This window comes from Phycisphaeraceae bacterium (genome assembly GCA_019454185.1).
Lineage (GTDB): Bacteria > Planctomycetota > Phycisphaerae > Phycisphaerales > UBA1924 > JAHBWV01.
Genome location: CP075368.1, coordinates 3,403,382 through 3,429,402 on the forward strand (window position 1 = coordinate 3,403,382; position 26,021 = coordinate 3,429,402).

At 65.1% G+C, this 26,021-nt stretch carries 19 protein-coding genes and 1 other RNA gene; 11 read left to right on the forward strand and 9 right to left on the reverse strand.

From position 1 onward, the window contains the following. Nucleotides 1-16 precede the first annotated feature (16 nt). From KF838_14260 to KF838_14280, 5 genes are all read left to right on the forward strand, one after another. Nucleotides 17-1,744, forward strand: coding sequence for a hypothetical protein (locus tag KF838_14260; protein QYK47941.1), 1,728 nt, complete (start codon nucleotides 17-19; stop codon nucleotides 1,742-1,744). Between the two features lie 358 nt (nucleotides 1,745-2,102). After that, nucleotides 2,103-2,366, forward strand: coding sequence for a helix-turn-helix domain-containing protein (locus KF838_14265; protein ID QYK47942.1), 264 nt, complete (start codon nucleotides 2,103-2,105; stop codon nucleotides 2,364-2,366). Then, nucleotides 2,363-2,596, forward strand: coding sequence for a helix-turn-helix domain-containing protein (locus KF838_14270; protein ID QYK47943.1), 234 nt, complete (start codon nucleotides 2,363-2,365; stop codon nucleotides 2,594-2,596). Before KF838_14265 ends, KF838_14270 begins: the two co-directional genes overlap by 4 nt. A 194-nt stretch (nucleotides 2,597-2,790) precedes the next feature. After that, nucleotides 2,791-5,124: a DUF3987 domain-containing protein gene (locus KF838_14275; protein QYK47944.1), complete on the forward strand. Its 2,334-nt coding sequence runs from the start codon at nucleotides 2,791-2,793 to the stop codon at nucleotides 5,122-5,124. Nucleotides 5,125-5,169: 45 nt separating this feature from the next. Further along, entirely contained in the window at nucleotides 5,170-6,429 is a 1,260-nt protein-coding gene (locus tag KF838_14280) for a tyrosine-type recombinase/integrase (protein ID QYK47945.1), read from the forward strand. Between the two features lie 6 nt (nucleotides 6,430-6,435). Here the strand turns inward: KF838_14280 and ssrA are convergent. Continuing rightward, nucleotides 6,436-6,784, reverse strand: a transfer-messenger RNA (tmRNA) gene (gene ssrA, locus KF838_14285). An 83-nt stretch (nucleotides 6,785-6,867) separates the two neighbouring features. Between ssrA and KF838_14290 the strand changes: the two genes are divergently transcribed. Further along, nucleotides 6,868-8,253 carry an alpha/beta hydrolase gene (locus tag KF838_14290; GenBank protein QYK47946.1) on the forward strand — a complete coding sequence of 462 codons (1,386 nt, stop codon included), beginning with the start codon at nucleotides 6,868-6,870 and terminating at the stop codon, nucleotides 8,251-8,253. A gap of 19 nt (nucleotides 8,254-8,272) precedes the next feature. On the opposite strand, the gene KF838_14295 is transcribed toward KF838_14290, so the two are convergent. The 8 genes from KF838_14295 to KF838_14330 all read right to left on the reverse strand — a co-directional run bounded on the left by KF838_14295 (nucleotide 8,273) and on the right by KF838_14330 (nucleotide 22,713). Next, complete coding sequence (locus KF838_14295; GenBank protein QYK47947.1) at nucleotides 8,273-8,725, reverse strand: SRPBCC family protein; 453 nt, start codon at nucleotides 8,723-8,725, stop codon at nucleotides 8,273-8,275. Nucleotides 8,726-8,751: 26 nt separating this feature from the next. After that, on the reverse strand, nucleotides 8,752-9,474 hold the full coding sequence (locus KF838_14300; GenBank protein QYK47948.1) for a hypothetical protein: 723 nt from the start codon (nucleotides 9,472-9,474) through the stop codon (nucleotides 8,752-8,754). A 147-nt stretch (nucleotides 9,475-9,621) separates the two neighbouring features. Beyond that, nucleotides 9,622-11,052 carry a PQQ-like beta-propeller repeat protein gene (locus KF838_14305; GenBank protein ID QYK47949.1) on the reverse strand — a complete coding sequence of 477 codons (1,431 nt, stop codon included), beginning with the start codon at nucleotides 11,050-11,052 and terminating at the stop codon, nucleotides 9,622-9,624. 145 nt (nucleotides 11,053-11,197) lie between these two features. Then, the gene (locus tag KF838_14310) at nucleotides 11,198-12,730 is read right to left on the reverse strand and encodes an alkaline phosphatase family protein (GenBank protein ID QYK47950.1); all 1,533 of its coding nucleotides are present in this window, start codon (nucleotides 12,728-12,730) and stop codon (nucleotides 11,198-11,200) included. Nucleotides 12,731-12,881: 151 nt separating this feature from the next. Continuing rightward, nucleotides 12,882-15,353 carry a hypothetical protein gene (locus KF838_14315; protein ID QYK47951.1) on the reverse strand — a complete coding sequence of 824 codons (2,472 nt, stop codon included), beginning with the start codon at nucleotides 15,351-15,353 and terminating at the stop codon, nucleotides 12,882-12,884. A gap of 189 nt (nucleotides 15,354-15,542) precedes the next feature. Continuing rightward, a complete protein-coding gene (locus KF838_14320) occupies nucleotides 15,543-18,704 on the reverse strand; it encodes an efflux RND transporter permease subunit (GenBank protein ID QYK47952.1) in 3,162 nt (1,053 codons plus the stop codon). A gap of 45 nt (nucleotides 18,705-18,749) precedes the next feature. After that, complete coding sequence (locus tag KF838_14325) at nucleotides 18,750-20,051, reverse strand: efflux RND transporter periplasmic adaptor subunit (protein QYK47953.1); 1,302 nt, start codon at nucleotides 20,049-20,051, stop codon at nucleotides 18,750-18,752. Between the two features lie 568 nt (nucleotides 20,052-20,619). Then, a complete protein-coding gene (locus tag KF838_14330) occupies nucleotides 20,620-22,713 on the reverse strand; it encodes a hypothetical protein (GenBank protein QYK47954.1) in 2,094 nt (697 codons plus the stop codon). Nucleotides 22,714-23,152: 439 nt separating this feature from the next. Between KF838_14330 and KF838_14335 the strand changes: the two genes are divergently transcribed. Genes KF838_14335 through KF838_14355 form a run of 5 tightly spaced genes read left to right on the forward strand, consistent with a single transcriptional unit; the run spans nucleotide 23,153 to nucleotide 25,923 of the window. Continuing rightward, the gene (locus tag KF838_14335; protein QYK47955.1) at nucleotides 23,153-23,290 is read left to right on the forward strand and encodes a hypothetical protein; all 138 of its coding nucleotides are present in this window, start codon (nucleotides 23,153-23,155) and stop codon (nucleotides 23,288-23,290) included. 27 nt (nucleotides 23,291-23,317) lie between these two features. Continuing rightward, a complete protein-coding gene (gene trmB / locus KF838_14340; GenBank protein QYK47956.1) occupies nucleotides 23,318-24,106 on the forward strand; it encodes a tRNA (guanosine(46)-N7)-methyltransferase TrmB in 789 nt (262 codons plus the stop codon). Then, complete coding sequence (gene queC, locus KF838_14345) at nucleotides 24,103-24,813, forward strand: 7-cyano-7-deazaguanine synthase QueC (protein ID QYK47957.1); 711 nt, start codon at nucleotides 24,103-24,105, stop codon at nucleotides 24,811-24,813. Before trmB ends, queC begins: the two co-directional genes overlap by 4 nt. Then, nucleotides 24,810-25,610, forward strand: coding sequence for a 7-carboxy-7-deazaguanine synthase QueE (locus tag KF838_14350; GenBank protein ID QYK47958.1), 801 nt, complete (start codon nucleotides 24,810-24,812; stop codon nucleotides 25,608-25,610). The genes queC and KF838_14350 overlap by 4 nt, the downstream gene beginning before the upstream one ends. A 16-nt stretch (nucleotides 25,611-25,626) precedes the next feature. Continuing rightward, nucleotides 25,627-25,923, forward strand: a complete 297-nt coding sequence (locus tag KF838_14355; protein ID QYK47959.1) for a hypothetical protein — start codon at nucleotides 25,627-25,629, stop codon at nucleotides 25,921-25,923. Nucleotides 25,924-26,021 lie beyond the last annotated feature (98 nt).

Sequence of the window (26,021 nt, forward strand, 5' to 3'; positions counted from 1 at the left end):
ATGAGAGTGATCGGGCATGGCCAAACGAACCCACAGCGCGATCGAGTCCAACGCCGATTCAGGTGATGGGCCCGGCGCGCTGGACCGTGCGATCGACCGCTTCTCAATGCTGCATGTGTTGTCCAGGCGAGTTCTTCAGGCGTGGGCGGCGTGGCAGGCGTCCATCGCGAACAGCCCGGTCGGCGAACGGCCGGACACCGAGGACGTCGCTTGGGGGCTTGCCGAAGGGATAACCACGCTCAAGGAACTCACTGCGCGGAAGGCGGAGCGCCGCGCGCGAGCGCCTCGGATGTTCCAGAGTTGGTGCCGCCACTACGACGCGTACGACGACATGGTGTTCGCGGTCGATCGATGGCGGGAAGCTCTCGATGCTGCGAAAGCCTCGCTGCCCGAGGTCGCCCGTTGGGTTGACGACGAGCGGGGACCGCCACTGAAGCGCTGGACAGCCGAAGCGCAGCGATTGCTGGGGAAATTCGGAGGGCACATCAACCGTTACACGGAGGCCGAAGTCCCAGCGCGACTGGACGCCGCAGGATTCGAGGCGTGCATGGCTGAGGTCTACGCCAAACTGAGCGATCTGAAGAGCATCCCGCATCATCCAGAGCCCGAGAGTGCCCCGGCGGGTGCGGACATGGTGAGTGCCGTGAATGCTGCCTATGGGGCACTCATGGAGTTCCTCGACGTAGCTGCGACACTCGCGCACATGGCCCGTCATGCGTCGGGGCCAAACGCTAGAGGGCTGGGCCTCGCGTATGGCAGAGCGCTGGTGTCATGGCTTGACCTCACAGCCTTGTTGACGCCAGATGTGCGAGGCGCGGCAAGATCGTGCTACTCGGCCGGATCACCGCCCATTCGCGTTGGAAAGCTCCGGCCATCTCCAAGCGTGATCGAGGCAGTCGCGGACGGACTTGGAGTCGCTGTCCGAAACGCGGTGTACCAAGACCGACTGCACCCGCTGGAATCGCGCGCGAGCGAGTCATGGAAGGAAGCAAAGGCGCGACTGGGAACCCAAGCACCGATGGATGCTTGGGCCGTTCTTGAGTCCGATTGGAACAAGTCGAGGCCGGAGATTCGCGAGCGGGCATTGCTCTTGCTCAAGTGCCCCTCCATCGAGTTCGACGATCTTCTCGTACGCGCAGGGCGAGAGGCGGAGGCGGCGCTTGCAACGGGAGCAGATCGAGCGACACCCGACCTCAGTTCGGAGACGGTCGAGAATCTCCTGAAGAAACTGCTGGCGCAGACCGTACAGGCCACTACGCAACTCTCTCAGGACCGGAAGGCTACGGACTGGAAGCAGGTGCAGGCGCTGCTTCTTGCCAAGCGGGAGCGCGGCGAGAGCTACACCGACAGCCGCACATTGGCAAAGGAGTGTGGGTGCTCCACGGGGACAGTGCTCAAGGCGATCAAGGCAAGCACCCTACTCCGAGGGTGGGCGAAACGGAGTGGCCAAGGAGCGGGCTCCCGAAAGACCCAGCAGATGAACGAGGTAGTTCGTGACCGTGCGACTCAGAGGAAAGAGGCGGCACCCGATCAATACATCCCCCCAGAAGACGTGGATGCGACTATGGCTGAGCTAGTCGCACAGTCGAAGCCTGCTGAGCAAGAACGCCTCCGAGCGCTCTCTCCTGATCAGCAACGCCGCATCGCGCAGTTGTATCAAGAGCAACAGAAAGACGAGCGGGCAGGCAGTTCCGCATCTCGCGCGCGTCAGCGGCGAGGAAAGCGGAAGCAAGCGAACAGCTAGGGGTTGATGGGTCGCGCAGGGGGGCGCGCACGTGCGCGCCCGGGGTGCTGTCCGTATCGAGAATTCCAGCACTTCCAGGTTGCGCACGTGCGCGCGCGTGTTCCTTCAAAGGGATGTATCCCGGAAGGAGCCCGCTACGTGAAAGCCCCAGGTCCCGTACCAAAGTTGAGAACAGCCGGTGTGCTTGCCGCCGATCTCGGTGTGCCGATTCACCGGGTACTTCATGTGCTTCGCACGCGAAGCCACATCCGACCCACTGCGAGCGCTGGGGGGCTGCGTCTGTACGACCGGGCGGCCGTAGAACTGGTGCGTAAGGAGCTCGAAGCCATCGATGCGTCCCGTGGGCGGGAGGTGTCGCATGGAGGGTGACCGAACCAGGTCGATCCGCGCTGTGTCAGGCGTCGTCCTTGCACTGCGGTCGTCCGAGGCCGCGAAGGCGCTCGGCATCTCGCCTCGCCTGCTGGCAACGCTGGTCGCCCAGAACCGGATCCCTCATGCGCGGATCAACCGAGCAGTCGTGTTCCCGGTCGCGGACCTCACGCGTTGGCTGTCTGAGCAAGCCGCGAAGTCCAATGGCTCATCGATGCCGGTGGGTGCGTCGCAGAGTGGCGGTGCCGCATGAGCCACGACATCGCGCTCTCAACGCGGGAGCCCACCATTGAGTTGGAGCGCCTGCTTACCTACCGCCAGGCCGCCGAGGTACTTGGCGTGACGGAGCGGACCGTCCGAACGTACGTTCGCACCAGATCGCTCCTGAGTGCGCGATTCGGGCGCAGCGTGCGAATCGATCCCGCTGACCTGCGCACATTCATCGATGCCGCGAAGGGCAATCGTGGGGGAGGTGACGTTTGAGCACCTCCGACGACCCCACCAATTCCTTTCTTGCGACGCTCCGTGCCAAGGGCGTTCACGTCCGCCGCAGCGGCGACGGGTGGGTCGGCCAGTGTCCCGCCCACGACGATAACCGTCCCAGCCTGAGCATCGCCAAAGGGGACGACGGTCGCTGCCTCGTGCGTTGTCACGCTGGGTGTCGCCCTGAGGAAGTCGTGGCCGCTGTTGGGCTCTCGATGAAGGACCTCATGCCGCCCCGTGATGGGGAGGTGAGCCAACGACGGGCTTCCCCGAGGGCCGCTCAATCGCGAGGCGAGTCCGACCAACGCTCCTTCGCAACAGCCGACGAAGCCGTCGCCGCGTTGGAGAGAACCCTCGGCTCCGAACCTCGGCGATGGACATATCGTGCCATCGCGGGTGATCCGGTCTTTGAGGTCGCCCGTTGGGACCTTCCCAAAGGCGAGAAGGAGATCAGACCGGTTTCTCGTCGTGGCAAGCGGTGGGTCATCAAAGCCCATCCAGAGCCGAGGCCACTGCTACATCTCCCGGAACTCGCACGCCTGCCGGACGGTGCGTGGGTACTCGTGGTTGAGGGTGAAACGTGCGTGGACGCGGCAAGGTCGATCGGATTCGTCGCCACGACCAGCGCGGGCGGCAGCCAGGCGGCATCAAAGTCGGACTGGTCGGTCATGCGGGGCAAGGTCGTCGTCTTGCTCCCGGACAACGACGAAGCGGGCGAGGAGTACGCCGCCGATGTCGTCCGGCTGTGTCTCGCGGCGGGTGCCGCTGAAGTCCGCGTCGTACGTCTCGTCGAGCACTGGCCCGGGCTGCCGCCGCGTGGTGACATCGTGGACGTGCTCGCGATGGAGGGCAGCGACGCCGAGGTCGTGCTTGCGAAGATCGACTCTCTGGCCCAGACCGCCAAGCCGTTTGTGCTGGAGCCGTCCGTCGTGGGTGGATACGGCGACGGTCCTGTGTTCGACATCACCACACTCTTCACCCCAGACCTCGCCGCCATTCGCGACTTCTTCGCTGACGTTTCCCGTTCCACACAAACGCCGCCGGAGATGGCGGCCCTTCTTGGAATGGCGATCGCTTCGGCGTGCATCTGCAACGTCGCGTGCGTGCGCGGCCATGGAGATCACATTGAACCCGCACCGCTTTGGGCTCTCGCGCTCTCCGAACCAGGAACTCGGAAGTCGGCCGTGCTCTCGGAACTGTTGCAGCCGATCTTGAAGTGGGAAGCCGACAAATGCCACGAAATGAGCCCCGTCATTGCCGCAGCGGCCCAGAAGCACCGGATCGCTGAACGACGCCTCCGAGCCCTCGAAGATCAGGCAGCGAAGTCTGACGATCCCCAAGAGCGAGCTCGGCTGGAGGGCGAGACGATTCGACTCGCGCAGGAGATGGGTGCGTCGCCCGTGCCGACCGTGCCTGTGCTGCTGGCAAGCGAGCCAACGCCAGAAGCGCTGGTCCGCCAGATGAAGGAGAATGACGGCCGTGCCCTGCTCGCAAGCGCCGAGGGCGACGCTCTGGACATTGTGCAGGGCCGGTACTCGGGCGTGCGGAACTACGGCGCGATGCTGAAAGGTCACGCGGGCGACCCGATCCGGGCGCAGCGCGTCGGTCGCCCGTCTGACGTGATCGACCGCCCGGCGCTCGCGGTGGCCCTGTGTGTGCAGCGGGCAGCGGTGGAAGCGGTGTGGTGCGATCCCCAAGCCGAGGGGCGCGGTCTGCTCGCGCGCTTCGCGATCATCTCGCCGCCCGATCTCGTTGGCTCCCGAGATGTCCGACCCGCCCCGATTCGACCGGCGGTCCGTGAGACGTGGCAAGCCGCGCTCTTGCGTCTGCTGTCGTTCATGCCCAGCGATCACCCCGACAACGGCCCAGTCATCATCGGCCTGAGCCCAGAGGCCGACGCCCTCTATCACGCCTTCCAACTGCGCACCGAAGCCGCGCTCGGCTTTGGCGACCTTGCCGAGCGAAGGGCGTGGGGCGGCAAGGTGTGCGGACTCGTCCTCCGCATCGCCCTCACGCTCCACGCGCTGGCGACGTGGGGCAGATCCGGTACACCGGTCGACGCGCCGAGCATCGACGCCGAGACGATGGCCGCCGCGATCGCGTGGGCCGACTATCTCGCTGCGTCGGAGCGTCACGCGCGACTGAGCATCACCGAGCCAGCCGAGCAGCGAGTCCTGCGTCGTCGCCTCGCGCTCATCCAACAACAGGGCGGTTCGGTCAGCATCCGCGACTGGCAGAGGACGCGGTCTCTTGATCGGGTGTCGGATGCCGAATCGGAACTGGAAGCCCTCGTGAAGGCCGGTCACGGGGACTGGTCCACTCCCGCACCTGGCCCGCGTGGGGGGCGTCCGTCGCGGCAGTTTGTTCTGCGGGCCCATGCGCCGACCCCTGACACAGCCCCGCCCACGGCGGCACCAATCGCCCCTCGCGGCCTGCGAAACGAGGTTTCGTCAGTTTCGTCAGTGTCAGACGCGGACCGCCCGCCACCCGCGGCCAATCCCGCCGACCCACTCCCGGAGTCTCCTTGACCCTTCGGCATGCCGAGCCCTCACTGCGACACGGAGGTCCGCCCGATGGCAAGCGTCACATCACGACCGAACGGCAGCCGGTTCATCACGTTCCGAGATGGCAATGGGGCCGCCCGCCACATCACGCTCGGGCAGGTCCCGAAGCGGTACGCCGACGCCGTCAAGGTCCGCGTCGAGGATCTCGCGGCCGCGGCGCTGCACGGTCACTCTCCCACGGACGAAACCTGCCGCTGGCTCTCGACCCTCGAAGAGCGTCTCTACTCCAAACTCGTCGCGGTCGGCCTCGTGCCGGACCGCCAGAACGCAACCATCGGCGGGTTGGTGAGCGCCTACATCTCCGAACGAGAGGGTGAACTCAAGCCCGAGAGCATCCGCAAACTCCGGCAGACGGAGGTGAAGTTGCTGGAGTTCTTCGACAAAGACCGGCCCGCGCGGCAGATCGCCGTTGAGGAAGCCGTCGCGTGGCGCAGGTCGCTCAAGGACCTCGGGCTCTCCGAGGCGGCCATCAGAACCCACTCTGGCAACGTGAAGACCATGCTCGCCGAGGCCAAACGCCGCAAGGCGATCGACGCCAACCCGTTCGAGACGCTTCGGAGCGGCTCAACGCCGAGCAAGTACACCCGGTACGTCACGCCCGACGAGATCGATCGGGTCATCGACGCCTGTCCGGACTCGGAGTGGCGGCTGGCCTTCGGACTGGCCCGATACGCCGGGTTGCGCGTTCCGAGCGAAACGCAGGGCCTCACGTGGGCCGACGTGGACTTCGAGCGCGGTCGCCTGACGGTTCACAGCCCGAAGACCGAGCGGTGGGAGGGGCACGGCCAGCGGGTGGTCCCGATCACCCCGAAGTTGATGGCGCTGCTGCAGGAGCGGTTCGACTCGATGCCCGAGGGCGAGCCGCGGCTGGTCACCATCGGTGGCAAGGGGGCGGTCATCCGGCGCGTTCGCCGCATCTGGGCGGCGGCCGGTGTCGAGCCATGGGCACGGCTCTGGCAGACGCTTCGGTCATCGTGCGAAAAGGAATGGGCGATGACTTACCCGCAGTTCGCCGTGAGCAAGTGGATCGGCCACAGCATCACCATTAGCGGCAAGCACTACGCTAACTCCGTTCCCGACGAACTGTTTGATAGGGCCGCGAGTGCGACCCCGACGACCGCCGCACCATGCGCGCAGCGCCAGGCGCAGCGGAAGGCGTCGGAAACGGCAGGAAAGCAGCGGAAATCGGGAAACGCGCCAACTCGGCGCGCTGCGCAGAACGACGCGGATCTCCGCGAGATTCCGCGACTTTCCGCAAGTTGCCGCTGAATGAGAGAATGGAGCCGGGGGGAATCGAACCCCCGTGCCGGGACAGTCAGATCGATGCCTCTACGCGTGTAGTCACTCTGTTATCTCGAACCGCGGGCGGCGAGTGAAAACCTCCCGCGGAACACAGCACCCGGCATACATCTCGGCCTCACCCCCGCGTGCGGCAGGATTGGCCCAGCCCGATGTCTTCGTTCCGCACCCCATCGGGCGTCAGATACGGAACGTAGCCGCGATTAGGCGGCCAGAGCGTAGCTGTTGTTGGCAGCTGAAATTGTGCATGCTTTTTACGTGGCCGGCATGCTCCACGACGCGCCACATCGACCCTCGCATGTCCGGTCGATACCACTTCGGCCCCGTGATGTCAGAGATCACACTATCCTACGCGCGTCCAACACCCCGCGGCCGCGTGCCGCAAAGATCACCACCGAGGCACAGACCATGCCCATCGCCACCGACTCAACACACCCGCGCCGCACCCCCAGCCAGCTCCTCACTCTCCTCCTTCTCTGCGTCAGTTCGCTTGGCGTCTGCGCGCTCGGCGCGTGCCAGAAGCACCGCCTCATCGACGCCCCCTACGTCATGCGCAGTGACGCCGGGCGTCAGCACTTCCAGGACGTGCCCGAGCACCTCCGCACCTCGGACATCCCCGTGCTCTATGTCACGAACAGGGCCGTCGATCGACATACGCCCGAAGGCCCCCGCTTCGGCTACGGCAGATCCAAGGAGCTTGCATACGGCATCGCCCGCGTCGCACTCTCCCCCGAGCCGACCTGGGACAAGCTCGTCAACGACAGCGTCACCGTCCCGCGCGACCACCACTACCACATCCGCGTCGCGTCCGTCGAGCCGGTCGGCGTCGTCAAGCCGGTGATGGACTACATGGTCGTTGAGGATGGGCGAATCCAACTCGCCAGAGATGCCATCGTGCCCATCACCGCCGCCAAGGACGAGTTCGATCGGCTCTTCGACACCTGGCTCGGTCCCGGCGGCAGCGGCCCCGCATACATCTACGTCCACGGTTACAACAACACGTTCGACGACTCGGTCTTCCGCGTCGCCGAGTCCTGGCACTTTGCCGCCCGACCCGGTCTGCCCATCTGCTTCTCGTGGCCGGCCGGCTCCGGCGGCTTGAAGGGATACGCCTACGACCGCGAGTCCGGTGAATACTCCGTCGTCCCGCTCAAGTCGCTGATCTGGATGCTCGTCGCCTCGCCCCGCGTTACCGAGATCCACATCATCTCGCACTCACGCGGCACCGACGTCGCCTCCACCGCACTCCGCGAGATCCAGTACGAGATGCGAGGCCTCTACGGACGATCCCTCTTCGCACCCGTGGCCGGACGCGAGTTTATCAACGAGATCCACCAGAACACAGAGATTTACCGCGCGCTCAGACTCCGCACCCTCGTTCTCGCCGCCCCCGACATGGACCTGGACGTCTTCATCCAGCGTTTCTTCAACGAGGGCCTGATCCACGTCGCCGACCGCATCGCGATCTACACCTCGCGCGAGGACGTCGCACTCAGCGTGTCCAACTGGCTCTTCAGGGGCCGCAGCCGCCTCGGCGACCTGAAAGTCGAAAAACTCGACCCCAAGGGGCTTGCACTCATCGATCAGATCACCACCCTCCAGCTCATCAACTGCGACGTCAAAGGGACAACCTCCCACGGCTATATCTTCCAGCACCCCGCCGCCTTCTCCGACCTCATCCTTCTCTTGCGAGACAATCAGGATCCCGGACCCGGCACCGTGCGCCCTCTCTACCGGAAGACGGCCGGAATCTGGCAACTCGACAACGACTACCTCAAGCCCCGGTCGCCCTGATCCCCGCCCGGCGCGCCGATCAGGCCTGTGCCTCGCATGCGCGTTTCAGGTTCGCAAGGTCCGATGCGATGCACTTCATCAGCGTCTTCTTCATCATCGGCGCCATCAGCATCCCAGCGAGCTTTGCGATGAACGTCGTCGGCACACCCTCGAACGCGAAGGTCACGATCGTCTGGTCTGGTCCCTCTGGCTTGAAGTCAAACGTCGTGTAGTAGTCTGTGCCGCAGTTGTGGGCCGTGACCGCGTAGAACTCGGGCGCGCGGAAGTCCGCGATCTCGAGCAGCTCGGTGTGCTCCTTGCCGAACATGATGCGTGTCTCGCGCCAGCGCGTGCCCTTGCCGATCGGCCCATCACCGAGCACATCGACGCGTGTGATCTCCGGGATCCGCGACGGAGCGTTGCGGATGTCCGAGCAGACCTCAAAGACCCGCTCACGCGGGGCGTTGATCGTGATCGAGTCCGAGACCATCATGTCGTCGCTCCAATAAAAGCCGCGAGTCACTTGCCTGATGCAAGGCGTTTGCGGATATCCTCGGCCAACCGTGCCGCGAGCAGGTCGTCGCGCTCCCGCGACACCGAGTACGACGGCTGCATGCCGCGCTTTGTCAGGTCGGGATCCTGAAATGTCGATGAGTGCCGGATCGACGTGGTCTCGATGCGTCGACCCGGCCTGTAGATGCGATCGACAACAACATCGACACGCAAGAGCATCGCGCCCGGCTCATTGCGAAGATCGTCGTCGAGCGATGCGAGCAGCGAGCCATCCGCCAGCAGCCCATCGGGCGGCGGTGGCTCCGCGTACACCTCCGACGCATCGTCGGACGAGGGGACAGAGTCCTGCATCGCCTGCGTCTGGCCGTCGTCCGGGCGTGCGAACACGATCCGCACCCTCCGTCCCTCCTGATTCCCGAGTTCGCGCACTTCCTGCTCGGCCGTCGACTGCACCGGATCAAACGGGTTCATCAGCCCGAGACTGAAACGCGGGCCCGCCGTGATGACGCCGGAACGGGCGTCCACGCGATCCAGCGTGAAGTCATATCGGCGGAGTGTCTCTCGTGCGGCATCGAACGCCGCCTCGTACTGACCCGGGGCGACCGAGACCGATCGCGACTCGGGATCAACCTTGTTCGACGCGCATCCCCCCAGGAGTGAGATCGCGCCGGCACATATCGCCGCAACCGCGCCGATACGCGAGAGGATGCACAAAGTGCCTTCAGCCATGCCCACACTCTATCTCAGCCGAAGCCCTCGGGTTTGCCCGGCACGCACGCACCAACAACGCGTGCCGAGCGTGCGGCGGTTGGCTGTGTTGGTGGGGAGAGTGGGGGGGGTGGTGGGGGAGTGGTGGGGGGTGGGGGGGATTCGATCTCAGCAGCCGCTGCCGAAGTCATCGAAGAAATCGAGGAAGTCGAGGATGTCCACCTGCGTGTCGCCGTTGTAATCCGCGCTGACGCCGCTCGAGCCCGCGCACGGCGCGGGTGAGCCATCGCAGGTGCCGAAGGAATCGAGGAAATCAAGGAAGTCGAGGATGTCGGTCTCGCCGTCCTCGTTGACGTCCGAGGGGCAGGAGGTTCGGTAGGCGCGCATGTTCGTGCCGGTTCCGGCGACGATCAGCGTGCCGCGCTCGCCGAAGGAGGGTCCGCCGATGTTGATCGACGCGAAGGGCACGGACCAGAGCAGGTCGAGGTTCTCGTCGTAGCAGTAGACGCGCCCGTTCGTGAACGCGCCGTTCGAGACGTAGAGATTGCCGCGCTGGTCAACCGCCATCCGCACGGTGGTGTTGCTCCCGTCGTTGACGATCGGCGATTCCGCCTGTGCGATGAGCGCACCGGACTCCGAGTCGCGACGCGTCACGAGCAGGCCGGGATCGATCATGTACACGGAACCGTCGCTCGGGTTCGCGGCATACTCCGAGAAGGTCGTCCACTGCGCGGGAACAGACCACTTCTGCACGAGCGACGCGCCCGTGTCCTCAAAGGCATAGAAGAAATCCACGGCGGCATTGTTCTGCGTCCGTGAGAGATAGATGGTGCCGTCGGACCCGATGAAGGGCGTGTTCTGGAGCGTGAAGCCGGGCATCACGCTCGACTGGTACAGCAGCGTGCCCGTCGCCAGGTCGAACTTCTTGATCGCGTGCCCCCCGACCACGGCATCCGCGACGTACAACGCGCCGTTGTGGATCGCGCCGCCGCACGACGAAGAGACCGAGCAGACTCGATTCACACGCCAGACGGTCGCGCCCGTCATGTGGTCGATGCGGGTGGCGCGGTTGAAATCGGCGATGACCGGGTCGCCGTTGTCCGCGAAGACAACGCCGTCATACGGCCCCGAGTTCACCGTGTCCTGAGACTGCCAGAGTTCCGCGCCCGTCGCGGCGTCGAGGCAGAAGACCTTCGCGTTCACGCTCGCCCCGTTCCCGGCGCGCGAGGCGTACAGACGCCCGTTCTTCACACCCGCGACCCATGTCGTCCACTGTCCCGTCAGGAAGGGGATGTCCTTCCGCCAGCGTTGCGCGCCGGTCCCGACGTCAAGGGCGAAGATCGGCGAGAGATTCGAGGAGGGCTCAGGGGGGAATCCGGTCTGACGGACCGCGTACACGGTCGAACCATCTGAAACGGGCTGCCACGCGATGATCGAGCTCGGCGCTGTGGTCCAGATCGTCGTTGCGCTGTCGGGACCGCGCTGGTTCGTGAAGCCGTTCCGTCCTGAGTTGCCGCCGGCATTCGTCCAGTCCTGTGCCGCGACGGCTCCGGACACAGAGGCAGCGATGGCAAGAGCAAACGCGCGAGAGTGAGACATGCAAAGGACCTCCAGAAGCCACCAACGTACCACGAATCGGCCGTCGTACTCAACACGATCTTCGTTCAGATGGGAAGAATCGTCACTGCCCGTGCCCGTCCGCCGTTGCCCATGTTCACACGTCGCGCCGAACGCGGGAGCGGAATCAGCGCGGTGGCGCCAGGATAAGGGAGAGATTGTCGGCGTATCCGTCGTTGCTCACGCCCTCGGTGCGTCGGCCGATGAGCCGGACCTCAAGCCGCTCCGCATCAGGGTGGAGAAGCCCTCTGGCGCTTCGCTGGACGAACGCGGTGCCGCCTCGCTCCGATGCGGTGACCGGCCCGATCGAGGTGCGCGCAACCTCTCGCCCGTCCCGCCCATACGAGAGCACAATGACCTCGACAGAATCCTCCTGCTGCTCGAACCCGCCGAGCCACCCGTCCAGCATGTAGCGCACCCTCCCGGTTGAAATCTGCTCACGGAGAGGCGCGAGATCGATCATCTGAGAGAGCGAGGACTCCTCGCTTGCACCGGCGCAGAAAAAGTTCCGCCCGCGTTCGACAGGGCCGACCGTCTCCGCATCGGGAAAGCCCGGCGCGCCGTATCGGATGACCGTGAAGCCCAGCGGCCCCGGGTCGATCCATCCGCTGATCGCCTGGTCGAGTTCGGACGAATCGAACCCCCTGTCATCCTCGGCATCGCCGTTGTAGATCAGGTTCACGCCGAACGCGGCGAGCGGGGGCGAGCTCGGCGCGAGCCCGACGATGTTCCCGTCGAGGTCGGTGAGGGACTCAGGGGCAAGGCCCATGTGGGCGAGCGCGGTCTTGACACCGTCCACGTTCTTCGGGTTCGGAAAGATGCGATGCGGAATCACCGTGGCGTCGTTCGACCAGACGATGAACGGGATGGTCCGCTTCTCGAACGTGCCCCCCGCGTGCTCACCGTCGATCGAGCCCCCGTGGTCCGTTGTGACGATGACAAGCCACGACTCGGACGCGTAGCCGGGCCTGGACATCATCGCGTCGAGCACGCGCCCGACCTGCCGATCGGCGCGCGTGATCGCGTCGAGATACAGACGCCGTGACGGATCAAAGCCGTGCGCGTGCCCCGCCACATCGACATCGCCGAGATAGAGAAAGATCGCGTCGATGTCGCGCGAACCATCCGCGTTGACGGGCTGGTCGGCGTGCTCCCCGCGCATCAGCAGGGCCGCGTCATCCGAGACACGCTCGTCCCCGTTCTCCTGATAATCGTAATAGATCGCAAGATCCGCGCCTGTTGGCTGGAACTTCTGGATCGCGTCCCACGTCACAAGCCGCGCCGTGTTGAGGTTCGGATTGAAGGCCTCGAGCCGCGCAAACAGATCCGGGTACTGCTCGATGCGAGCGCGGCGATAGTCGTTCGTCGTCACGTTGTGCCTGTCCCGATGCACGCCGTGCAGAATCGTTGACCAGTTGGGGCCGCTGAACGTCAGATCCTCGCATTGCGCGTCCGCGGCATACGCCCCCTGCGTTCTGAGGCGCGCGAGCGAGTGGGTCTCTGCGACCTCCAGGGCATCCGGGCGGACTCCATCGATACCGATGAACAGCAGCTTCTTCGCACTCGGGGCCTCGCCGCGTTCCGGCTCGGATGCCGCAGCCGCGCCCGCGAGAAGCGTGACACTCAGCACCGGAATCGCGGCATGGATCTGTCTGCGCATGCTCCATCGTACTGCCGTCTGGTCCAGGGCGTCCGCGCCGCCGCGCCTCCCCGAGCGCGGCAATCGCCACGCCCTTCATCGAAAGCAAACGCGGACCCGTGGGGGGTCCGCGTTCGCGCGGTTCCGGCTCTATCTGAGTCAGATGCCTCGATCAGGGGCATCCCTGGCCGAAGGCGTCGATGAAGTCGAGGAAATCGAGGATGTCGATGATCGTGTCACCGTTGTAGTCGGCGTTGGAGCTCGTGCCGCACGGTGCCGGCTGCTGCTCGCACGCGCCGAAGTCATCCAGGAAGTCGAGGAAGTCGACCACGTCCTGCACGGTGTCGCCGTTGTAATCGGCGGGGCACGGGCTCGGCAGGTTCGACATCCACGCGCCGCGCCCGTAGGTGGCAACGACGATCCGCCGCCGCGCGCGATCGATCGCGATGTCGCCCACGTTGGCGTTCGGGAACGTGGCGTTGTTCTTCATCCACGTCGCGCCGCCGTCCAGCGAGTGATAGATCCCCGCACCCGAGCCCGCGTAGATCGCGCGCGGGTTGAACTCGAAATCCACCTCGAGAGCCCGCGGCACGACGCCCGAGGGAAGGTTCGAGCCGACGGCCGTCCACGTCAGGCCCGAGTCAACCGTGCGGAAGATCCTGCCGCCCGTGGATGTGTAGAACGACGCGAACGCCTCCGCGGCATCGCTCGGGTTGATGATGATGTCGCTCACGCCCGAGGATGGCAGGCCCGTGGATCGCGTGCTCCACGTCGAGAGGTTCGAGGTGTACGAGACACGTCCGTTCGAGGAGCCGGTGTAGATCACATTGTTGTTGGAGGTCGCGACCGAGATCGCGTTGAGCGTTCCGCCGTTCGCGATCGAATTCGTGCTGATCGCCGTCCAGCTCGGCGTCGTGACCGTCGCGTTGGTGGTGCGCCAGACCCTGTTCGTGCCCGCGTACAGCGTTGACGGCGTCACCGGGTCGATCACCAGCGGGCTGATCCAGTTCGTCGAATCGCTCCCCCACGGGCCGGTGATGTTGCGGCTGCTCGAGTTCGTCCAGCGATAGATCGAGAGGTACACGTATGTCGTGTACCTGCGCGACGAACTCGAGTAGTCGAACGCCGAGAATCCGCCGTCGCCCGCCTGCAACTGTGGCCACTCGGTCGATGCGCTCACACGCTCGGGCGTGCCGTTGTCCTGCGTCCCCCCCAGCATGCGATCGGGGAAGGCCGGATGCAACGCGATCGTGTACAACTGCGCCGTGCCCAGCCCGTTGTTGCAGTTGATCCACGATGCGCCGCCGTTGGTGGATTTCCACACGCCACCGTCGTTGCCCTCCCAGATCGTGTTGCCCGGGCCGAACACCAGCGTGTGGTGATCCGGATGGAGCGTCCCGCCCGAGAACTGTGAGATCTCCGTCCACGAGTTGCCGCCGTTCACGGACTTGAGCACGCCGGCAACCGCGTACCGCGGATCGACCCCGCCAAGATACACAACCTCAGGATCGTTCGGATCGACCGCAAGGTAGATGTCGTACCAGCACTGAGGAGAGCAGAAGTTCGGCGTCGCGGTCTTCTTGACCCATGTCGCACCACCATCCGTCGAGCGGAAGACGCCGTTCACAGAGCCGCCCGAACCAACGATCGCCGTGTACATGTCATCAGGGCTCGTGCGGCACAGATCCACCAGCACCATCCCGATGCTCGTCGTCGGAAGCCCGCCCGCCAGCTTCGTGTATGTCAGGCCGCCGTCGATTGACTTGTACACGCCCTGGCTATGACGCCCGACAAGCACGTTGTTCGGGTTGATCGGATCGAGCGCGAGCGATGGGCACGCGCCGCTCATTCGCTGCGACCATGTGCTCCCGGAGTTGAACGAGATGTACGTTCCGCTGTTGCTCGTCAGATGGATGATGGCCGTGTTGTTCGGGTTGATGGCGATCCCGGTGATGCGTGAACCGACCTGCGAGGCGTTCGCGAGCTGCGTCCACGTGGCGCCGCCATCGTCGGAACGGAAGAGGCCGTCGCCGTTCGAGCTCGTCCAGTACTCACCCGTTCCGTAATACACACGCTCGTGGTTGACCGGATCAACGACGACATAACCGCTGTTCAGGATCGAGAGCTGGTCCGTCAGCGGGAACCACGACGTCCCGCCGTTGGTCGTCTTCCACAGGCCGCCCGAGGCCGAGGCCGCGTAGCACGTGTTCGGGTCCGTCGGGTGCGGCGCGATCGAGATCACACGCCCGGAGGCCTTCGTGTTCCCCGACCAGTACTCTGACGGGATCGCGGAAGGGCCGACAAACGTCCAGTTCAATGGGTACGAGGACCGCTCGAACTGCGACTCCCACGTCCAGTTCGGCACCGGCTCGCCGACGATCTTCGGATGCCCGGGAGGCGGCGGGCCGAGCTTCTTCTTGTGCTCGACGATCACGCCCTCCGGCTTCACCGCGTGGTCCGGATACAGCGAGGTCAGGGCCACCGGGTCGGATGAACGCGTCGCCGAGCACCCCGTCGCGAGGGTGAGCGCCGACATGGATCCGACGACAGCCGCGAAACCCGCCACAACACGCCCGGCCGCAGCCGCGGCATGGGAGATGGCAGCGACAGCACGGGCGCGAGAACGGGAAGACTTCGTCTGCATGGAACTCTCCGCAAAGCCGATCGGCCGAGATATGTTTCGGCGGGTGTTCGGCGGAGGTTCCGCCCGATCACTGAATCGGTCTCCGGAATAGGTATCCTCACCGGTTCATGCCCGATCTCGCATATCGATTCGGATTCTGAAAGGGGAAGACTCGCGCGGCTCGGCCGAGGCGTGTGCGCTCAGTCCGCTTCAGGACACCGCCGCAGACTCAGAGCGTGATCGATTGAAGATCCGGCCCAGATCATCGAACAGTGAATACGCGACAGGGGTCACGACCAGTGTCAGAAGCAGGCACAGCGACTGGCCGCCGATCACCACCACCGCCACGGCGCGTCGTTCTTCCGCGCCAGGACCCGTACCAACCGCCAGCGGCAGCATCCCGGCAACGAGCGAGAGCGTCGTCATCAGGATGGGGCGAAGACGATCTCGATTGGCCAACAGGATCGCCTCGGCACGGGGCATCCCCGCCCGGCGCAGCCCGTTCATGTGATCGATCTGCAGGATCGCGTTCTTCTTCACCACGCCGAACAGCACCAGGATCCCCAGCGCGCTGAACATGTTCAGCGTCCCGCCCGTCAGATACAACGACCCGAGCGCGAACGGCACCGAGAGCGGCAGCGACAGCAGGATCGTCAGCGGGTGCGTCAGAGACTCGAACTGCGACGCCAGGATCAGATACATGAAGACGATCGACAAAAGGAACGCGAAGCCGAACTCCCGGAACGTGCGCTCCAGCTCGCGGCTGCGACCCGTCAGCGACACCGAGTACCCCGGCGGCATGTTCATGTCCTTGGCCAGCTGCTGCATCACCTCCAGGCGATCGCCCAGCGCGTAACCCGGCGCCACGCCGCCCCGCACAGCGATGATCCGCTGGCGATCGAGTCTGTCAATCCGCGAGGGCGCGAGCGTCGGCGTGATCGACGCAACGCTCGACACTTCGACCAGCCCCCCTCCCTCGCGCGGCAGCTTCAGCGTGTCGATCAGCTCGGGGCGGCTCCGGTCATCCTCCACGAGCCGCAGACGCACGTCGTACTGCTCATTCGTCGCTGGATCAAGGAATCGCGTGACCTCCTCCGCGCCGCCGACCATGAGCCGCAGCGCGGTGCCGATGTCGCGGGCCGCGACGCCCAGGTCCGCCGCACGGTCGCGATCGATCGAGACCCGCAGCTCCGGCTTGTTCAGCCGGAGCGACGTGTCGAGGCCGCGGAACCCGCCCGCCTCGATGGACTGGTCACGCAGACGCTCTCCATACTCAAAGAGCTTCGAGAGTTCCGCGCCCCTGATGATGAAGTTGACGTCGAACGGGCCGCCCCCGAGATTGAACGCCTGGAAGTTCCTGACCTGGCAGCGCAGCTCTCGGAACTGCTTGAGCTCCGAGTCGATCCGGTTCATGACGTCGGCCTGCCTGTAGTTGCCCCGGAAGGCCTCCAGCGGCGCGCCCCTGAGTGTCGATTCGATAAGGCGCGAGAACGAGAACAGACGCTGGTTGTGCGGCTCGATGCGCACGTAGACGCTGGCCGAGTTGATCTGAGAGCCCGTAAAGCCGCCCGAGGTCACGAGCGTGTCTGTCACCCCCGGCACGGCCCGGATCACGTTCTGAACCTCCAGCATCGCCGCCTGCATCGCCCCCACGCTCGTCCCCTCCGGCGCGGTAACCGAGACGGTGAACTCGGCCTCATCAACGTCCGACGGGACGAACTCCCGCCCGACGATCCCCAGCATCGGGATCGACGTCAGAGAGATCAGGATCGCACCCGCCATCACGATCAGGCGATGGCCCATCGACCAGCGGATCATCGCCGTGTACGCACGATCGATCAGCCGGTAGAACCCGCCCCTCGACGCGGGCGCGGCCCCGTGCGAGCCCGACTTCGGCGCACGAAGCATCTTCGACGCCATCATCGGCGTCAGCGTGAAGGAGACAAAGAGCGAGACCAGCACCGCCACCGCAGCGGTGATCCCGAACTGGTACAGGAATCGCCCGGCCACCGACGACATGAACGAGACCGGCACGAAAATCACCACCAGCGAGAGCGTCGTCGCGAGCACCGCGAGCCCGATCTCCCGCGTCCCCTCGATCGCCGCCGCGACCGGGCTCATCCCCTTCTCCTCGATGAACCGGTAGATGTTCTCCAGCACAACGATCGCGTCGTCGATCACTACGCCGACCATCAGCACCAGCGCCAGCATCGTGATCGCGTTCAGCGTGAAGTCCAGCGCGTCCATCACGGCGAACGTCGCGATGATCGACGTTGGGATCGCCACAGCCGCGATCAGCGTCGATCGCCAGTTCCGCATGAACGCCAGCACCACCACGCTCGCGAAGATGCTCCCCAGCACCAGATGGAGATTGATCTCCTTCAACGCGGCATAGATGTAGTTCGACTGGTCGAGGATCACCTCCGCACGGATATCCGCCGGCAGCTCCGAGCGCAGCGCGGCAAGGTTCTTCTTGACATCCTCGATCACCTCGACCGTGTTCGCCCCCGACTGGCGATAGATCTCCAGCGTGACCGTCGGCTCGCCGTTCAGACGCGCCAGCGTCCGCAGCTCCGCCGTTCCATCCTCCGCGTGACCAACGTCCCGCACGCGGATCGGGATCCCGTCGCGCGTCGCGATCACGACATCGCCGAAGTCCGCCTCGTCGCGCAGCCGGGCCGCCGTGCGCAGCGAGTACTCACGCTCGAACGACGAGACGTTGCCGCCGGGGATGCTCGCGTTCTGCGCCTCGATCGCGTCGCGCACCGCCGTCACGGGGATGCTGAGCGCGTCGAGCCGGTCCGCGTCGAGCCATATGTTCATCGTCCGGATCAACGCCCCGGCCAGACGGATCTCGCCGACGCCCCGCGAACGCTCGATCCGCTGACGGACAAGCTTGTCCGCCAGCTCCGTCAGCTCGCGCTGCGACCTCGGCCCTGAGATCGCGACCGTGAGGGCCGGGTCCGAATCGCCGTTCACCTTGCTGATGTTCGGCGGATCGACATCCCTCGGAAGCCGGCGCAGCACGCCCGACACCCTGTCGCGGACATCTTGGGCCGCGACGTCCACGTTCCTCTCGAGATTGAAGTTGACCAGGATGAACGCGCGATCCGGGTTGGAGACCGATCGCAACTCGTCGATCCCCTCGACCGTGTTGATCGCCTCCTCCAGCTCGTCGACGATCTCGGTCTCGATCTCCTCGGGGGCCGCGCCCGCGAGCGTCGTGCTGATCCTCACCGTCGGGATGTCCACCGAGGGCAGCCGATCGACGCCGAGCCGCTGGTAACTCACCACGCCGATGATGATCAGCGTGAGGTTCAGCATCGCGGCAAACACCGGACGCTTGATGCAGATCTCAGCCAACTTCTGCACGTCTGCTCCTCGAATCCGCGAAGTGAATCAGCACGCCCCGAACGCTCACCGCTCCCCGACCCCCCCGCCCGCCACGCCGGTCTCCGCGACGATGCGGACACGAGATCCTGTCGTCACCGAATTCGGCGGCGAACGCGCGATCGTCTCATCACCCTTCAGTCCGCTCAGGATCTGAACGAGATCGCCCGCACGCGCGCCGATCTGCACACGCCGCTCCTGGGCCGATCCATCGGCCACGATGATCACCTTGTGAACGCCCGCGAAGGTCAGGATCGCACTCGCCGGAACCACCAGCGCGTCCTCCTCGCCCACGGCGATCTCCGCCGTCGCGAACCCGCCCGGCTTCAGCCCGCCGCTGCTGTTCGGGATCAGCACCTCGATCGGCAGCGTCCGCGTCGAGACATCGAGCGAGGGCGCAAGCCGCGAGACCACGCCGACAACCGGATCTGTGTTCCGCGGATCGACCGCGTCGGCAACCACCGAGGCGCGCTGGCCCGGCGCGATCTCGGAGAAACGCCGCTCCGGCACGTTGAGCCGCAGCTTGATCGGATCAGAATCGACCACACGCATCAACGCCTGGCCGACCTGCACGAAGTCGCCGACAGAGACGCCCCGCGATGCGATCCTGTACAGCCGGTCCCCACCCTCGCCCGACTCCGGCGCGCGAGCCGTCGAATCGTCGATCCGCTGGGCCGCGATCCGCACCTGGGCCTCGAGCGTCCGTGCCCGCGCCAGGATCGTCCTCGCCTCGAGCCGCTGCACCGTCACATTCGCCCGCGCCACGTCGTACGCCGTGCGGATATCGCTGAACTCCTGGGGGCCCATCAGCGGCTGCTCGCGCTCGGCCAACTGGCGGGCCCGCTCGAATCGCACGCTCGCGTTCTCGGCTTCAACAATCGCCCGCGCCACCGTCGGCACCTCGTCGATCGAGAACTCCTCATCCACATCCGGTAGCCCGTTGAGGCCGATCGAAGCAAGCGTCTCGACCATCGCCCGCGCCCGCTCGTCACGCACCAGCACATAGTCCGTCGGGTCGATGCGGACGAGCGGAGCTCCCGGTTCGACAGAGTCACCAAGATCCGCCAGGATCTCCACCACACGCCCGCTCACCTTCGAGGCGATCGTCGCCTCTTCCTCCCCAAACAGCGTCCCCGTGACACGCACCGTCCGAGGAAGCATCGCCCGTGTCGGGGTCGTCACCTCCAACTCAAACGACTGCGGCTCTGCCCGGGCCGCCTCGTTGCTTGGGGCTCGCTTGCACCCCGCCGCACCCACGCACGCCCCCACGCACGCAAGCACGCACGCCCCCAGAACAACGCCCACGTGAAGCGAAGAAAGACGACTCACGCGATGTCCTCTGAGAGTCTTCAGACCACAACCTCCAAGGCCCCAGGAACCATGCATGCTGACCAAGCCACCGGCTCCCACATCCGGGGATCTCGATCCGGGTGCGCCGTGTCCGTTTCAACAGGCGAATCGATCAAAGGTGTCCGACCGGATGCAGGACCAGACGAGAATGCGTGATCCTACGGGGCCAGCGGCCGCCATGTGTCCAGCGGGTGTGCCAATGGGTGGGGGGTGCCATGCCTTCTCAAAGTGCAGGCATGAACGAGATGCAAGCTCTGCTGGTCGCCAACGGCGACACGCTCCCCGTGCCTACGCAGTCCGCTTCGGACTTCATAGCGACGGTCACGCTCCGTGACGAGACTCTTCCGGCCTTCCCCCGTTCCCCTCTTCTCCGCGTTCCTCCGCGTACTCCACGTTCAGCACTTCTTCCGATTCCTCTCCGCGGCCCTCGGCGGCCCTCCGCGTTGAGTCCTCTTCTTCGCGTCCTTGTGGGGGGCGAGATCTTCGCGTTCAACCTCTTCCTCGTCCCTTTCCCCCTTCCCTCTGCGTCACTCCGCGTTCTCTTCTCTCACTTCGACTTCACATCCCCCCTTGCGAAGATCGACGCCACATAGTTCAGGACATCCGTCGCCGAGACGTCGTTGTACCCGAACTGCTTGATCAGCCGCTGCTTCACGATGTCGATCTTCTGCTGGGTCTCGTCGTCCACAACGCTGGAGACCAGGTTCTTCAGCTTGATCGTGTCGCGCTGATCCTCGAACAGCTTGAGTTCCAGGGCCTTGTACAGCCGTGCGTTGGTGTTGTACTCGAACTTCTTCCCATCCAGCGCGAGCGCACCGATGTAGTTCATGATCTCCTGCCGGAAGTCGTCCTTGCGACTCTCGGGGATATCGATCTTCTCTTCAATCGAGCGCATCAGGCGATCATCCGGCTCATCGTCGCGCCCCGTGTAGCGGTTCTTGACGCGTTCCTTCTGCGTGTACGCCCGCACATTCTCGATGTAGTTGGCGCACAGCCGCCGGATCGCATCCTCGTCCGCGCTGATCGCCCGCTGCACCTCGCCCTTGATGATGTCCTCGTACTCCTCCTTCACGACGGCGAGCAGCTCTCGGTACTGCTTCTTCGTCTCCTCGTCGTTGATCAGCGAGTGGTGCGACAAGCCGCTCTCCAGCTCGTTGATCACCATGAATGGGTTGATCGTCTTCTCCTCGATCGCCTGGCGGCTGACCAGCGTGTTCGAGATCTTGTCCTGGATGTAACGCGGGCTGATCCCATCCATCCCCTCGCGCGGCGCCTCTTCCTTCAGTTCCTTCACCGAGTCCTCGGTGAAGCCGGGGATGCTCTTCCCGTTGTAGAGCTTCAGCTTCTGCATCAGCGTCAGGCCCGCCTTCTTCGGCTCGGCCAGGCGCGTCAGCACCGCCCACATCGCAGCGACCTCCAGCGTGTGCGGCGCGATGTGGATCCCCTTGATCCGCTGCGCGGAAAAATCCTTCTGGTAGATCCGGATCTCATCATCCAGGCGGATGTTGTAAGGGACGTCGATCTTGATCGTGCGATCGCGGAACGCCTCCATCATCTCGTTGGATTGCAGCCGCTTGTACTCCGGCTCGTTCGTGTGCCCGAGGATCACCTCGTCGATGTACGTCTGCGCGAACTTCTTGGGCTTGATCGTGTGCTCCTGCGTCGCGCCCAGAAGGTCGTACAGGAACGCCACATCCAGCTTCAAGAGCTCAATGAACTCGCAGATGCCCCGGTTGGCGATGTTCAGCTCACCATCGAAGTTGAACGCCCGGGGATCCGAGTCGCTGCCGTACTGCGCGATCTTCCGGTAGTTGATGTCGCCCGTGAGTTCCGTCGAGTCCTGGTTCTTCTCGTCCTTGGGCTGGAACGTGCCGACACCCACGCGATCCTTCTCACTCAGCACGATCCGGCGCACCTTCACGTGGTCCATCACCTTCCGCCAGTCGCCCTGGTAGAACCGCATCAGGTCCTCAAACACCTTGCGGCAGAAGGGATCGGGCTCCCCGTACAACCGGATCTTCCCCCCGTGGTGCTCCGGCTTGTACGCCTCGTTCACCTGCATCAGGAGATCGCCCCGCGCTTCCTTCGGAATCAGGATCAGCGGGTCCTCGTGCATGGGGCAGGCGAACTCGTGTGTCGCCGCCGCGATCCGCGCGTCGTGCGCCGATGGAGAGACCTCGCACTTCTCATCCAGCATCCAACTGAACGAGTAGAGCGCGCCCTCCGGCGTCCGTGAATAGTGCTCCAGCCCCTTCTTCAGCAGGCGCGCGATCGTGCTCTTGCTCGACCCCACCGGCCCGTGCAGCAGCAGCACGCGCTTGTCCGTGCCGTACCCCTCGGCCGCGGACCGCATGAAGTCCACCAGCTGCATCAGCGCAAAGTCCAGCCCGAAGATCCCGTCCGCTCCGTTGTCGATCGGGTCAGAGAAGAAGTGGTAGCGCACACAATCCTTCTTGAAGACGCGATAATGCTCAAACCCATGCGCCATGATCGCGTCATAGAGCCGTTGGTACGCGTTCCGCGCCACCGACGGATTCTTCGCGACGATATCCAGATACTCCGAGAACGTCCCCGTCCAGTGGTGCTCCTGGAAGCGCTGACGATCAAGGCGGGACTCAATCAGTTTCACAAGGTCGGCCATAGCGAGTTCCCTCCAGGGACGCGGCGTGCACTGGCACCCGGAAGGACGCTCGCTCTGGCTGTCGGGAGAAGCCCCGCCGCTTCATGCGGCGAGCACATCGCCGTCAACCGGGGGAGGAGCGCGATCCTGCGCCGCTTCGCACTTGCTATCGGCCCGACGCGCCCCCCGCGTCAATCCCGGGCTCGAATTGTCATCCGAACTGTTATACGTCCGACCTCGCCCTTGGATCGCAGTTCCGCGCCACGAATCCGCATCGGCGCACAATCGGCGCAACCGCCCACCACAACCGATGTGGGCCGCGTGTGGAATCCCACCCCCTCGACGCGCGACACCCCACGGACTCCGCACGCAGTCGCACAGCCCGCACACACCCCTCCACCGGACCGCCATCAAGCACGCATCGCTTGCCAGAGCCGCACACGCAACCGATCCACACCCGATGCGCGCCGAGGCGAAGCCCATCACTCTCCGCTCGATCCGCGGGCCGCTCTTCACCAATCTCCATTGGGCGTTCCTGGCGTGGCTCGCCACTTTCGAGGCCGCGTGGGCCATCCGCTGGTTCCTGCACCTCCTCTGAGCGACCGCCGGGCACATAACATCCCCGATGCACGACCCCGGGGCCGCCCCACCCCTTCACGGCACGAAATTCGACGACGCCCCCGGCGTCATCGGTATCGCGCCAACCGAACTCCCACCCCTCCCCGACTCCATCCTCACCGACCCCGACAGCGGCCGCCTCGACCCGCGCAACTGGTTCAAGAACCCCGCTCTCCCCTTCGAGCTCGAGATCGGGTGCGGCAAGGGCACCTTCATCCTCGAAGAGTCCCGCGCCCGCCCCGATACCAACTTCCTCGGCATCGAGTGGGAGGGTGAGTACTACGCCTACTCCGCCGACCGCCTCCGCCGCGTCAACGCCACCAACGCCCGCATGCTCCGCGCCGATGCCACCGAGTTCCTCCGCTGGCGCATGCCCCCCGGGATCGTCCGCGTCATCCACCTCTACTTCAGCGACCCGTGGCCCAAGAGCAAGCACCACAAGAACCGCGTGGTGCAGGACCGATTCCTCGCCGATGCGTGGCGAGCCCTCATCCCCGGCGGCGAACTCCGCATCGTCACCGACCACGCCGACTACTGGACATGGATGGAAGAACGCTTCACCCGCTGGACCGCACCCCACACCGAGCGCCCCGCGCAGATCCCCGCTGACATTCCCCTCCCTCCCTTTGAGCGGCTTGAGTACACAAAGACCTCCGCAGCGGGAGAGGGCGAGCTCGTCGGCACCAACTTCGAACGCAAGTACCGGCGCGAGGGAAGGCCCTTCCACTCGTGTACATTGAGAAAGTGCTCTGAGGGAGCCCCGAGCGCAAGCTCGGGGTCGCACCAAGCGACGTGACCGACCTCTCATCAACCTCCTCACAACGACGCGCCGTCGTCCTCCTCTCAGGTGGCCTCGACAGCGCGGTCACGCTCGCCGTCGCCCAATCCCAGGGCCTCACCTGCCACGCCATCTCCTTCGACTACGGCCAGCGCCACCGCATCGAACTCGACGCCGCCCGCAAGATCGCCGCCCACCTCCACGCCGCCGATCACCGCATCATCCCGCTCGATCTCCGGCTCGTCGGCGGCTCGGCCCTCACCGCCGACATCGACGTGCCGAAGCACGCCACGCCCGCCTCCTCCATCCCCATCACCTACGTCCCCGCCCGCAACCTCGTCTTCCTCTCCATCGCGCTCGGCCTCGCCGAAGTCGTCGGCGCCCGCGACATCTTCATCGGTGCCAACGCCGTTGATTACTCCGGCTACCCCGACTGCCGCCCCGCGTTCATCGAGTCCTTCGAACGCACCGCCAACCTCGCCACCAAGGACGGCGTCGAGGGTCGCCCATTCCGCGTCCGCGCACCCCTCATCGATCTCACCAAAGCCGACATCATCCGACGCGGCCACGAACTCGGCGTCGACCTCTCACTCACCACATCCTGCTACGACCCCGATCCCCGCGGCTTCTCCTGTCGCTCGTGCGACTCCTGCCGCATCCGCATCAAGGGCTTCGCCGACGCCGACATCCCCGATCCCACGCGCTACGCCACCCCTCACACATGACCCTTCCACTCGCACACCCCGACGCCTCGCGCGTCCGCATCGCGGAGACCTTCGTCTCCGTGCAGGGCGAGGGCAAACTCACCGGCGTCCCCAGTTGGTTCTGCCGCGTGAGCGGCTGCAACCTCCGCTGCGCCTGGTGCGACACCCCCTATGCCAGTTGGAACCCCGAAGGCCCGACACGCACCGTCGATGACCTCATCACCGAGGCCGCTGCGCACATGCGATCAGAAAGTGGGGGGGGCGGGGGGGGCGGGGGAGTCCGCCACGCCGTGCTCACAGGTGGCGAGCCCATGCTCTTCGATGCCATGGCCGCCCTCGGTCGCGAGCTCGCCTCACGCGGCATGCACGTCACCTACGAGACCGCCGCCACCATCTTCCGTCCACCCTCCGAAACCGGCTGCGCGCTCATGAGCATGAGCCCCAAGCTCTCCAACTCCACGCCGCGCGGCCCCGGCGGCTCGCTCGACCCGCGCGATCCCACGGGCGCATGGGCAACCCGCCACGAGGAACGCCGCCTCAACATCCCCATCATCCAGCAACTGATCGACGCCTATCCCGATCGCCAACTCAAGTTCGTCGTCGCCCAGAACTCAGAACCCGCCGACCTCGCCGAGATCGACGCCCTCCTCGCGCAGCTCACCAACCTCGCGCCCAGCGACATCATGCTCATGCCCGAGGGCGTCAAGCCCCCGACGCCCGAGCACAAGGCCTGGGTTCTCAACGCCTGCCTCTCACGCGGCTGGCGCTACTGCAGCCGCCTGCACATCGAACTCTTCGGCAACGTCCGCGGCACGTGAACGAAACGGGATGCAGATGCACCAGATCGCGATCATCACCCTGTACATTGCGGCACTTGTGGGATGCACTGTTGTGGAGATCGTCATCGACCGACGAGCGCACGGCACACACGACTACTCAAACCTTGTCATCGGCGCCTGTCTCCTGGCCATGCTCCTCGCCGGAGTTGGTTCTCTCATATACGCACTGCTAATAATAAAACACAGCATTCCTACGGGATTCGATGTCTCGGCTGTAATCGCGGTCGCGGCACTCTTCTTGATTGACGCAGGATACGGAATCTGGCGCTTCCGCCGTATAGCGACTCAGTGACCCTGCTCGCTCTCGCGCCGCATCACTCGCCCGGCCTCGGCAAGGGCATGGGTAAAACTACTGATACTCGCCCGGTTCGCCCACCTATTGCCGGGTAC

What these genes read in the sequence shown, in the direction of transcription:
- KF838_14310 (QYK47950.1), bottom strand. Translation starts at nt 12,730, where the DNA reads ATGCGCAGACAGATCCATGCCGCGATTCCGGTGCTGAGTGTCACGCTT.
- KF838_14300 (QYK47948.1), bottom strand. Translation starts at nt 9,474, where the DNA reads ATGGCTGAAGGCACTTTGTGCATCCTCTCGCGTATCGGCGCGGTTGCG.
- KF838_14350 (QYK47958.1), top strand. Translation starts at nt 24,810, where the DNA reads ATGACCCTTCCACTCGCACACCCCGACGCCTCGCGCGTCCGCATCGCG.
- KF838_14335 (QYK47955.1), top strand. Translation starts at nt 23,153, where the DNA reads ATGCGCGCCGAGGCGAAGCCCATCACTCTCCGCTCGATCCGCGGGCCG.
- KF838_14355 (QYK47959.1), top strand. Translation starts at nt 25,627, where the DNA reads ATGCACCAGATCGCGATCATCACCCTGTACATTGCGGCACTTGTGGGA.
- KF838_14265 (QYK47942.1), top strand. Translation starts at nt 2,103, where the DNA reads ATGGAGGGTGACCGAACCAGGTCGATCCGCGCTGTGTCAGGCGTCGTC.
- KF838_14305 (QYK47949.1), bottom strand. Translation starts at nt 11,052, where the DNA reads ATGTCTCACTCTCGCGCGTTTGCTCTTGCCATCGCTGCCTCTGTGTCC.
- KF838_14315 (QYK47951.1), bottom strand. Translation starts at nt 15,353, where the DNA reads ATGCAGACGAAGTCTTCCCGTTCTCGCGCCCGTGCTGTCGCTGCCATC.
- KF838_14260 (QYK47941.1), top strand. Translation starts at nt 17, where the DNA reads ATGGCCAAACGAACCCACAGCGCGATCGAGTCCAACGCCGATTCAGGT.
- KF838_14270 (QYK47943.1), top strand. Translation starts at nt 2,363, where the DNA reads ATGAGCCACGACATCGCGCTCTCAACGCGGGAGCCCACCATTGAGTTG.
- KF838_14280 (QYK47945.1), top strand. Translation starts at nt 5,170, where the DNA reads ATGGCAAGCGTCACATCACGACCGAACGGCAGCCGGTTCATCACGTTC.
- KF838_14295 (QYK47947.1), bottom strand. Translation starts at nt 8,725, where the DNA reads ATGATGGTCTCGGACTCGATCACGATCAACGCCCCGCGTGAGCGGGTC.
- trmB (QYK47956.1), top strand. Translation starts at nt 23,318, where the DNA reads ATGCACGACCCCGGGGCCGCCCCACCCCTTCACGGCACGAAATTCGAC.
- KF838_14330 (QYK47954.1), bottom strand. Translation starts at nt 22,713, where the DNA reads ATGGCCGACCTTGTGAAACTGATTGAGTCCCGCCTTGATCGTCAGCGC.
- KF838_14290 (QYK47946.1), top strand. Translation starts at nt 6,868, where the DNA reads ATGCCCATCGCCACCGACTCAACACACCCGCGCCGCACCCCCAGCCAG.